This window comes from Novosphingobium sp. KN65.2 (genome assembly GCF_001368935.1).
GTDB lineage: Bacteria > Pseudomonadota > Alphaproteobacteria > Sphingomonadales > Sphingomonadaceae > Novosphingobium > Novosphingobium mathurense.
In genome coordinates, this window is record NZ_CCBH010000198.1 from 1 (window position 1) to 9991 (window position 9991).

Sequence of the window (9991 nt, forward strand, 5' to 3'; positions counted from 1 at the left end):
AGGATGACCTCGCCGGTAAAATGCCGTCCTTTGAAATCGTTCATCGCAACTGACCTTGACAGTACATGAGCCCAATCTTGGAAACCGTGTCAGAGTTTGCAACAGAGCCCTCACGCTCGACCTTGACCAGTTCGGTGCTCATAGTGCCTCCACAATCGTGACATTGGCGATACCGCCACCTTCGCACATGGTCTGCAAGCCATAACGCTCGCCGCGCTTACGCAGGGCGTGGATCATCGTGGTCATCAGCCGCGTGCCGCTCGCGCCGAGCGGGTGGCCCAGTGCAATCGCACCGCCATTGACATTGAGCCGCGCCGGGTCGGCATCGAACGCCTGCAACCAGGCCATCGGCACCGGCGAAAACGCCTCGTTCACTTCATACAGGCCGATGTCGGACAACGACATGCCCGCCTTGGCCAGCGCCTTGCGCGTTGCCGGGATCGGTTCTTCCAGCATGACCACCGGATCGCCCGCGCTGACCGAGAAGTGATGCAGCCGCGCAATCGGCTTCAGGCCATGGTCCTTCACCGCCTTTTCGCTGGCGATCAGCACGCCCGAACTGCCATCGCTGATCTGGCTGGCATTGCCGGCAGTAATGCTGCCGCCTTCTTCGAGCGTCTTGAGCGAGGCCAGCTTTTCCATCGTCGTATCGCGGCGGATGCCCTCGTCGGTCTGGAACCAGCCCTCCGGGGTCATCACCGGCACGATCTCGTCGACAAAGGCTCCCGCGTCGGAAGCGGCCGCTGCCTTGAGGTGGCTTTGCAGCGCAAAGGCATCAAGCTGCTCACGCGAATAGCCATACTTGTCAGCGATCATCTGCGCACCGGCGAACTGGCTGAAGTCCTTGATCCCGTAACGGTCCAGCACCGAAGGCGGGAACGGCCCGACACCCAGCCCGGCCTGATCGTGCAGCAAGCGGTTGGTGAACATCGGCACGCGGGTCATGCTCTCGGTGCCGCCCGCGATGACCAGATCCTGCGTGCCCGACATTACAGCCTGCGCCGCAAACTGCACCGATTGCTGCGACGATCCGCACTGGCGATCGATCGTCACGGCAGGCACGCTTTCAGGCAGCTTCGAGGCGAGCACGATGTTGCGTCCGAAGGCGAACGACTGCTCACCGCCCTGCGTGACGCAGCCCATGATAACATCTTCGATCGCAGACGGATCGATGCCGCTGCGATCAAGCAGGGCATTGATCATCGCTGCCCCGAGATCGACCGGATGGACTTCCGCCAACGATCCCTTGCGGCGTCCCCCGGCGGTGCGGACGGCTTCGACGATATAGGCGGTAGGCATCAGTGATAACCTTTCGAAATGGGTTAGCGGCAGCGTTCCATGGCTTCGACGGCAAGCCGGGCCAGACGTGGAAAGCTCTTGGCGCGTTCGCGGGCTTCGGCATTGGCGGCAGTGCCACGGATCACGCGGCCCTTGATGCCGTGGAAGATCGCGGCGAGCCGGAAGAAGTTGAACGCGACGTAGAAGTCCCAGTCGGCGATATTTTCGCGCCCTGCCTTGCGGCAATAAGCGGCGATGTAATCAGCCTCGGTCGGGATATTCAGCGCGGCCAGGTCAGCACCTTGCAAGCCCGCGACGATGTCGGGCGGCATGCGGTACATCATCGCGTGATAAGCAAAGTCCGCCAGCGGATGGCCCAGCGTCGAAAGTTCCCAGTCGAGCACCGCCAGCACGCGCGGCTCGGTGGGATGGAAGATCATGTTGTCGCAGCGGAAATCGCCATGGACCACGCTGGTCTCGTCGCCTTCCGGGATCGCGCCTGGGAGCCATTCCACCAGCCGGTCCATGTCGTCGTTCTGGCCGGCTTCCACGTCTTCGCGATACTGGCGCGACCAGCGCGCGATCTGCCGGGCGAAGTAATTGCCGGGCTTGCCGTATTCGCCAAGACCGATGGCGACCGGATCGAAGCCGTGCAGTTGCGCGATCGTTTCGTTCATCGCCGCGAAGTAGGCCGGGCGCTCCTCCCGCGGCACGTCGGGGAACGTCGCATCCCAGAAGATGCGACCCTCGACCATGCCCATGACGAAGAACCAGCTGCCGATTACCGCGTCGTCGGTGCAGATGCCGTAGAACGCAGGCACCGGGAATCCCGCCGCGCCGAGCTTCGAGATCACCTCGGCCTCACGCTCGACCGCGTGCGCGCCCTTCAGCAGTTGCCCCGGCGGCTTGCGCCGCAGGACATAATTCCGGCTTGGCGTAACCAGCTTGTAGGTCGGGTTGGACTGACCGCCCTTGAACTGCTCGACGCTGAGCGGGCCTTCGAAGTCCGCTACGTTTTCGCGCATCCAGCTGGCCATCGCCTCGACGTCAAAGCCGTAGCCCTCGCGCACCGGGGTGGTGCCCGAGTTGGCTTCGGCTATGCTATCGCCCGCCTTGGCATTCATGCCGGCTTCTCCGTCAGCCCCTCGCGCCATTCCCGCTTGATCTTCTTGGCGAGGCTCCACTTGTGCACTTCGGTGGGGCCATCGTAAATGCGGAAGGCGCGGATTTCGCGGAACACCTGCTCGACGATAGTCAGGTCGGTCACGCCCATGCCGCCCATAACCTGCACGCAGTTGTCGGCGATCTTCATCATCCCTTCCGAGACCGAAACCTTGGCCATCGAGCTTTCGACCGTGCCAAGCGATCCGGTGTCGAGCACACTGGCACACCAGTCGATCATCAGTTCGCACTGCTTGATCAGGATTTTGTTCTCCGCCAGCATGAAGCCGACGCCTTCGTGATCGATCAAAGTCTTGCCGAAAGCCTCACGGCGGCAGGCGTAATCGGTTGCGATCTCGTGCGCGCGGATGCAGCAACCCAGCCAGCGCATGCAGTGCGACAGGCGTGCGGGGGACAGGCGCACTTGCGCATACTTGAAGCCTTCGCCCGGATCGCCGAGCATCTGGTCGGCTGGAACGCGCAGGTTCGTTATCGTCAGGGTGGCGTGGCTGCCCGGCATCGAATTGTCGATGGTGTTGGGGATTGCGTCGATGTGGATCGCCTCATCCGGCAGATCGACCAGGAACATGCACGCGCCGCCCAGCGAATCCGGATCTTCGGATTTCGCCATGACGATGCCGATGCCCGCACCTTCGGCACCGGTGATGAACGCCTTGCGACCGTTGATCACCCACTCGTTGCCATCGCGGCGGCAGGTGGTCTTCATCATCGAAGGGTCGGACCCTGCACCACCTTCCAGCGCCGGTTCGGTCATGAAGAATGCCGAGCGCACCTTGCCGGCAACCATCGGTTCGAGGAACTTGCTCTTCAGGTGGTCCGAACCGACATGGCTGAGAAGGTACATGTTCCCCTCGTCAGGTGCCATGGTGTTGACCGCGAGTGGGCCAAGCGGCGACAATCCGCTGCGGATCAGCACATAGGCCGTCTCCACCTGCGAAAGGTGCGAACCGTCCGCCAGGATATGCGGTGTCAGCACGCCAGCCGCACGCGCCAGTTCGCGCATTTCCATGACCAGTTCATCGGTCGGCGCGCCATGGTGATCGCGGCGCTTGTCCTTCTCGTAAGGCACGACAACTTCGCGCACGAAGGCCTCGACCCGCGCGCCGATATCGACCGCGCGCGGTGTGGCACCTGCGGCGGCGGGGCCGACAGCTTGCTGCACGGCGCTCATCGCGGCGCCATCCGGATTGCGCCGTCGAGACGGATCGTCTCGCCGTTGAGCATCGGGTTAGCCACAATCGATTCAACCATCATTGCATACTCATCTGGATTGCCTAGGCGGCTGGGGAACGGTGCTTGCTTGCCAAGCGAATCCTGCGCTTCCTGAGGCAGTGACGCCAACAGCGGAGTGAGGAACAGGCCTGGTGCGATAGTGATCACGCGGATGCCATAGCGGGCAAGTTCGCGCGCGACAGGAAGGGTCATGCCAACAATGCCGCCCTTTGACGCGGCATAGGCGGGCTGGCCGATCTGCCCATCGAATGCGGCAACGCTGGCGGTGTTGACGATGACGCCACGCTCTCCGCCTTCGAGCGCCTCGGCCTCGTGCAGCAGCGCGGCGAACTTCGACAGGACGTTGAAGGTGCCCAGCAAGTTGATCGAGATGATCTTGGAGAAATCGGCAAGCGGCAGTGCTTTGCCATCGCGACCGATCACCTTCGCCGGCGGGCCGATGCCCGCGCAGTTCACGAGGATGCGGGCTTTGCCGTTAACCGCCTCGGCCGAAGCCAGTGCGGTTTCGACAGCGGCTTCGTCAGTCACATCGACCCGCTCGAAATGGCCGCCGATCGCAGCGGCGTGCGCACTGCCCAGATCCGCGTTGAGATCGAAAAGCGTGACTTTCGCGCCAGCCTTGGCGAGCCGTGCGGCTGTCGCACCGCCAAGGCCCGAGGCACCGCCGGTGACGATTGCCGCAATTCCATTCACCTGCATCGGAAACTCTCTCCTGTGATCATTCGTCAATCCGCGGGATTCGCCTTGATTCCAAGTCGTCGGGAATTCATATACCGCTCAGTATAGGATTTTCCAATGAGTATATCTAATAGGTGCCGCATCATTTGCCAGCTTTATGAACCGATGACCGGTCGGTGGAATGGCTGAGCCTGCGTCTCCGTTTCGCACCGCCGAACAGCGCTTGCTTGACCGGGAGGCCAAGCGGGACGCCGTGTTGCTGGCAGCGGTGAAGATGTTCAACGAGCGCGGGTTTCAGGCCACCTCGCTCGACGATGTTGCCGCCTCGCTCGGCATCACCAAGCCGACGATCTACCATTACCTGGGCAACAAGGACAAAGTGCTGCTCGAGTGCCTCACGCTGGGGCTGAACCAGTTGATCACGGCGGTGGACGAGGCGAACCGCGAGGCAGGATCGGGGCTGGATCGCCTGCGCCACTTCCTCGAACGCTATGCCGAAATCAACATGTCGCCTTTCGGGCAATCCGTAATCCGCACCGATGCCGCGTTTCTCAGCGGTGACAGCGCGATCCAGTTCAAGGAGCTGAAGCGCCGGATCGACGGCTCCCTGCGCGAACTGATCCGCGATGCCATGGCCGATGGCTCGATAGCACCGCAGGACCCCAAAATGCTGGCGTTCACCTTGGCGGGCGCGCTGAACTGGCCGGCGCGCTGGTATGATCCCAAAGGCGATCTCACGCCCGCCGAGATTGCGCGGGCCATGGTCGACATCCTGTCGGCAGGCCTGTTGCCCCGCAGCTAGGCCGGGACGCCCCCCGTCTCGCGGAGGTCCAGCCTCTGCCAAACCTCGATCGGCAACGGAAAAACTTGTCGCACCTGCGCCATGCGCTAGGCTCCGGTGACGGCTGAGGGGGAGCCGATTGCATGAGCCTGCTGCCTGCGGGAGTTCTGGTCCTTGCGCTTATCCTGCTGCTGTTTGCCGTTGCCGCTCTCGTGGAACGGCAGGGTGAGCGGCTGTCGCGCCATCCGGCCCTGCGCCAGGTAGCCTATACGCTGGCACTGGGTGTCTATTGCTCAAGCTGGACCTTTTACGGCGCAGTGGGCAGCGCGGCGCGCGACGGGTGGCAATATCTGCCGATCTACCTTGCGCCGATCTGCCTCCTGATCGGCGCGCCGCGTTTCCTGCGCAAGCTGGCCCATGCCGTGGCCGAGGAGCGCGCCACCACCGTTTCGGATTTCATTGCCGCACGCTTCGGGCATGACGGCGGCGTCGCGCGGCTGGTGACGATCATCGCGCTGGCGGGCACGATCCCTTATGTCGCGCTGCAATTTCGTTCAATCGGCGGTGCGCTCGCGATTGTGTCGGGATCGCCGATCGCCACGCCGGCGATGATCGTCGCAGCCGCGCTGCTGGCGCTGTTCGCGATCCTGTTCGGCGCGCGGCGCTTCGAACTTGCCGGGCGCAGCGAGGGCCTTGTCTACGCCATCGGGCTCGAATCGCTGATCAAGATCGCGGCGATGACCGTCGTTTCCGCCCTCGCGATCTGGATGCTCATAGATGCCAGCGAAGACGCCGTGTCGCGCGGCGCAGCGATCCTGTCCGGCAACTTTGCCCCGGCACGCCTTTCCAGCGAGGTTGGCGTGATCTTCCTCATTTCGGTGATGGCGATCATCGTGCTGCCCCGGCAGTTTTACATGGGACTGGTCGAAGCCCACGAGCCGGCCGCGCTGGGCAAGGCGCGCTGGGGGCTGAGCGCATATCTTGCGCTGATGGCGCTGATGGTGCTGCCCATCGCCCTTGCCGGCACGACGCTGCTTTCGGGTTCGGCGACGCCCGACCTTTACGTGCTGCAACTGCCGGTCCTTAACGGAAGCAGCGGCGTGCTGGCGATTGCCCTGCTCGGTGGCATCAGCGCGGCGGCGTCAATGGTGATCGTCGATGCCACCGCGCTGGCGACGATGGTGTCAAACGATCTGATCTTCCCCACTCTGCTGCGGCGAGAGGGTGTGGGCGCCACTGGCGCGGGATCGCTTGGCCGGCGGATGCTTTTGGTGCGGCGGCTCTCGATCGTCGCCGTCATTGCCGCTGCGCTGGTCTGGGCGCTGCTGACGTCGGAATCGGAATCGCTCGCGTCGATCGGCCTGGTGGCCTTCGCCGCGATGGCGCAGTTCACTCCGCACCTGATCCTTGCCACCCATGGGCGCGGGCGTGACGGTCTGGCAGCGCGCACCAGCTTGTCGGTCGGGCTGGCGTTGTGGCTTTACACACTGGCGCTGCCAACGGTGCTGCCGCCGGAATGGCTGGGTATGGTCACGGGCACGCTGGCCGATCCGATCCGCCTGTTCGGCATCGGCAATGCCACCCCGCTGGTGCACGGCGTCGTATGGAGCCTGGGCGCGAACCTGCTGAGCTATGCACTGGTGGCGGCGCGCAAGGTGAAGACACCAGCGCTGCCCCGCCTGCTGCGCGGCCCGGGCAAGATCAGCGACCTTGCCGATCTCGCTCGCCTTACCGCCAGCTTCGTGGGAGAAGAACGCGCTGCGCAGGAGTTCCCCGACGCTGCCGGTGGTGTGCCGATCGATCGCCGGGCCGCTGAGCGCGCGCGCGAACTGATCGCGCGGGTGGTCGGAATATCGTCCGCCCGCGCACTCGTCGCCTCGGCGCTTGCCGGAGGGCAGATGAACCTGGCCGACGTGACCCGCCTGCTGGGCGAGCGCGGCCAGTCGCTGCGCTTCTCACGCGAATTGCTGGCCGCCACGTTCGAGCATATCGATGCCGGCATCTGCGTAGTCGATGCCGATCTCAATCTGGTAGCGTGGAACAGCCGCTATGAAGAGGTTTTCGATTACCCGCCCGAATTGCTCCATGTGGGCACGCCGATCGCCGATCTGATCCGCTACAATGCGCACCTGGGCGATTTCGGTTCGGAGGATGTCACCCATCACGTCGAGAAGCGGATGGCGCACATGCACAGGGGCCTGCCCCACAGCTTCGAGCGTCGGCGTAACGATGGACGCGTCATCAAGACGGTTGGCGGCCCGATGCCCGGCGGCGGCTACGTTACCAGCTTCATCGACATCACCGAAGAAGCGCGCATCCGCGATGAGCTCAGCCGCACCTTGGGCGAACTCGAAAGCCGGGTAGCAGACCGGACCAGCGAATTGAGCGCGGCCAACCGCCGCCTTGCCGAGGCGACGCAGGACAAGACGCGGTTTCTCGCCGCCGCCAGCCATGATCTGCTGCAACCGCTCCACGCAGCGCGGCTGTTCACCGCTGCCCTGCAGCGCGAGGTAAATGCAGATGGGCAAGCGCTGGCGGAGCGGGTCGATAGCGCCATCGTCGCCGCCGAGGGACTGTTGCGCGCGCTGCTGGATATCAGCAAGCTGGACGCAGGGGGTATAGAGCCGAGCCTTGAGCCGGTCGCGCTGGAACCGATGCTGACCGACCTGCTGCAAGGCTTCGCCCCGCTGGCCAGGGAAAAGGGCCTGCGCCTGCGGATCGGGCCGCTGACCGGCCACTTGCACACCGATCCGGCGCTGCTGCGATCGGTGCTGCAGAACTTCCTGTCGAACGCGATCCGCTACACCGAACGTGGCGGCGTGCTGCTAGGGGTGCGGCAACGTGGTCGCCGCTTGCGTATCGATGTGATCGACACCGGGGTGGGCATCGCCGACGATCAGGTGAAGACGATCTTCGAGGAATTCTCCCGGCTGGGCACTGTCGAGGCGGCCGGGTCGGGCCTTGGCCTTGCGCTGGCCGAGCGGATCGTGCGTCTGCTGGGCGGCGCAATCGAGGTCCGCTCCATTCCGGGCAAGGGCAGCCGCTTCAGCGTGTCACTGCTTGCAGCGAACGAGCCGGGCAAGGAATTGGCAGGCGATGGCGCGCCGATCGACGCGATCCCGGCGATGGCAGCGTCGGATGCGCTGCGCGTGCTGGTCGTCGATAACGATCCGATGATTCTCGATGCCACGGTGGCGCTGTTATCCAGCCTTGGCCACCGCGCGGTGGGCACGACCGATGCAGGCGGCGCGATGCGGCTGGCGGGACGAAGGCCGGATGCAGCGCTGGTCGACTATCACCTCGACGCGGGAGCCGAGGGGCTGAGCCTGATCGCCGGCCTGCGGGCGCGTTGGCCGAACCTGCCCGCAGCGCTGGTGACGGCGGAAAGTTCGGCGGACTTGCTGCGAAGGGCGAACGCCCAGGGGGTCACAGTGATCGCCAAGCCCGCTTCGTCCGATGTTATCGTTGCGTTTCTGGCGAGGGAAGTGGGGCACTGAGTTTCTGGCGCAAGTGTCTCGACTTCGCTCGACACGAACGGGGATAATTGGGCTGGATGGGCAGCGCCCCTTCCCTAACCTCCGTTCGTCCCGAGCGAAGTCGAGGGACGCCCTCAGTGCTTCAGGTCAAGCCCCAAAGAACGCGCAACCAGCGCCGCCTGCGTGCGGTTCTGCACATCCAGCTTGCGCATGATTGCGGTCATGTGCGTCTTTACCGTTGCCTCGCTGATCGCAAGGTCATGGGCAATCTGCTTGTTGAGCTTGCCTTCCAGCACCGCCAGCAGGACTTTCAACTGCGTAGGGGTGAGCGAAGCAACTTCACGCTGAATGGGGTCCTCGGGCGTCAGCGGCGCGGACAACGGCTTTCCAGTGAGCGCGCGAGCGATTGCGGCTTCGATCGTGGCCAGGTCGCTGTCCTTGGGCAGGAAGCCAACCGCCCCCAGCGCACGCGTTTCCTCCGCCGCCTTGGCACCTTCGGCGCTCGAAACCACGAGGATCGGCACTTCGGGCTTTTCCGCATGAAGCAATGCGATGCCCGAATAGCCGACCGCGCCGGGCATCTTGAGATCGAGCAGGATCAAACGAAGGCCCTGCGCCTCGCCGGCGGCGCGCGCCGCGGCAGCGAGCGTACCGGCTTCAAGTATCCGTGCTCGCGGAGCGACCCTTGCCACCGCCAGGATCAAGGCCTGCCGGAACAGCGGGTGATCATCCGCGATCAGGATCGTGTCTATTGCGCCGCTTCCCGTTGAGGCCGGTTGGCCAGAAGGTTATCGACCACGCCCGGATCGGCCAGCGTCGATGTATCGCCAAGATTGCCGACGTCGTTCTCGCCAATCTTGCGCAGGATACGCCGCATGATCTTGCCGGAGCGCGTCTTGGGCAGGCCGGGCGCGAACTGGATCACGTCAGGCGTTGCGATAGGGCCGATCTCGCGGCGCACCCACTGCACCAGTTCCTTGCGCAGCGCTTCGTCTGGCTCGACCTCGGCATTCGTCGTGACAAAAGCGTAGATCCCCTGCCCCTTGATGTCGTGCGGCATGCCGACCACCGCCGCCTCGGCCACGGTAGGATGCGCAACGAGCGCGCTTTCGATCTCGGCAGTGCCCATGCGGTGCCCGGAAACGTTGATCACATCGTCAATACGGCCGGTGATCCAGTAATACCCGTCTTCGTCGCGGCGGCATCCGTCGCCGGTGAAGTAGTAACCGGGAAAGGTCGTGAAATAGGTCTGGAAGAACCGGTCATGATCGCCCCACACGGTGCGCATCTGGCCGGGCCAGCTATCGGCGATGACCAGGCATCCATCGCCCGCGCCTTCGATCAAGGCTCTGTTGCAAAGATT

At 64.1% G+C, this 9991-nt stretch carries 7 protein-coding genes and 1 pseudogene; 2 read left to right on the forward strand and 6 right to left on the reverse strand.

What is annotated here, in order from left to right; all coding sequences use genetic code 11:
* Positions 1-138: 138 nt before the first annotated feature.
* Genes SPHV1_RS21190 through SPHV1_RS21205 form a run of 4 tightly spaced genes read right to left on the reverse strand, consistent with a single transcriptional unit; the run spans position 139 to position 4392 of the window.
* Positions 139-1299, reverse strand: a complete 1161-nt coding sequence (locus SPHV1_RS21190) for an acetyl-CoA C-acetyltransferase (RefSeq protein ID WP_054947988.1) — start codon at positions 1297-1299, stop codon at positions 139-141.
* Between the two features lie 23 nt (positions 1300-1322).
* Entirely contained in the window at positions 1323-2402 is a 1080-nt protein-coding gene (locus tag SPHV1_RS21195) for a phosphotransferase (protein ID WP_054947989.1), read from the reverse strand.
* Entirely contained in the window at positions 2399-3631 is a 1233-nt protein-coding gene (locus SPHV1_RS21200) for an acyl-CoA dehydrogenase family protein (RefSeq protein WP_054947990.1), read from the reverse strand. The genes SPHV1_RS21195 and SPHV1_RS21200 overlap by 4 nt, the downstream gene beginning before the upstream one ends.
* On the reverse strand, positions 3628-4392 hold the full coding sequence (locus SPHV1_RS21205) for an SDR family NAD(P)-dependent oxidoreductase (protein WP_054947991.1): 765 nt from the start codon (positions 4390-4392) through the stop codon (positions 3628-3630). The genes SPHV1_RS21200 and SPHV1_RS21205 overlap by 4 nt, the downstream gene beginning before the upstream one ends.
* A 160-nt stretch (positions 4393-4552) precedes the next feature.
* Here SPHV1_RS21205 and SPHV1_RS21210 point away from each other — a divergent pair, with 160 nt between their 5' ends.
* Both SPHV1_RS21210 and SPHV1_RS21215 read left to right on the forward strand, forming a co-directional pair.
* Complete coding sequence (locus SPHV1_RS21210) at positions 4553-5173, forward strand: TetR/AcrR family transcriptional regulator (protein ID WP_054947992.1); 621 nt, start codon at positions 4553-4555, stop codon at positions 5171-5173.
* 122 nt (positions 5174-5295) lie between these two features.
* Positions 5296-8649 carry a PAS-domain containing protein gene (locus tag SPHV1_RS21215; RefSeq protein ID WP_054947993.1) on the forward strand — a complete coding sequence of 1118 codons (3354 nt, stop codon included), beginning with the start codon at positions 5296-5298 and terminating at the stop codon, positions 8647-8649.
* 113 nt (positions 8650-8762) lie between these two features.
* On the opposite strand, the gene SPHV1_RS21220 is transcribed toward SPHV1_RS21215, so the two are convergent.
* Together SPHV1_RS21220 and SPHV1_RS21225 are read right to left on the reverse strand one after the other, a co-directional pair.
* Positions 8763-9380 (reverse strand): response regulator transcription factor, encoded by a 618-nt coding sequence (locus tag SPHV1_RS21220; protein ID WP_054947994.1) that lies wholly within the window; start codon positions 9378-9380, stop codon positions 8763-8765.
* Positions 9377-9991: pseudogene (locus SPHV1_RS21225) on the reverse strand (AMP-binding protein); the annotation flags it as partial. The pseudogene SPHV1_RS21225 and the gene SPHV1_RS21220, both read right to left, overlap by 4 nt.

Bases quoted from the DNA above. Each gene is read 5' to 3' on its own strand.
- SPHV1_RS21210 (WP_054947992.1), top strand. From the start codon at position 4,553: ATGGCTGAGCCTGCGTCTCCGTTTCGCACCGCCGAACAGCGCTTGCTT.
- SPHV1_RS21190 (WP_054947988.1), bottom strand. From the start codon at position 1,299: ATGCCTACCGCCTATATCGTCGAAGCCGTCCGCACCGCCGGGGGACGC.
- SPHV1_RS21195 (WP_054947989.1), bottom strand. From the start codon at position 2,402: ATGAATGCCAAGGCGGGCGATAGCATAGCCGAAGCCAACTCGGGCACC.
- SPHV1_RS21200 (WP_054947990.1), bottom strand. From the start codon at position 3,631: ATGAGCGCCGTGCAGCAAGCTGTCGGCCCCGCCGCCGCAGGTGCCACA.
- SPHV1_RS21215 (WP_054947993.1), top strand. From the start codon at position 5,296: ATGAGCCTGCTGCCTGCGGGAGTTCTGGTCCTTGCGCTTATCCTGCTG.
- SPHV1_RS21205 (WP_054947991.1), bottom strand. From the start codon at position 4,392: ATGCAGGTGAATGGAATTGCGGCAATCGTCACCGGCGGTGCCTCGGGC.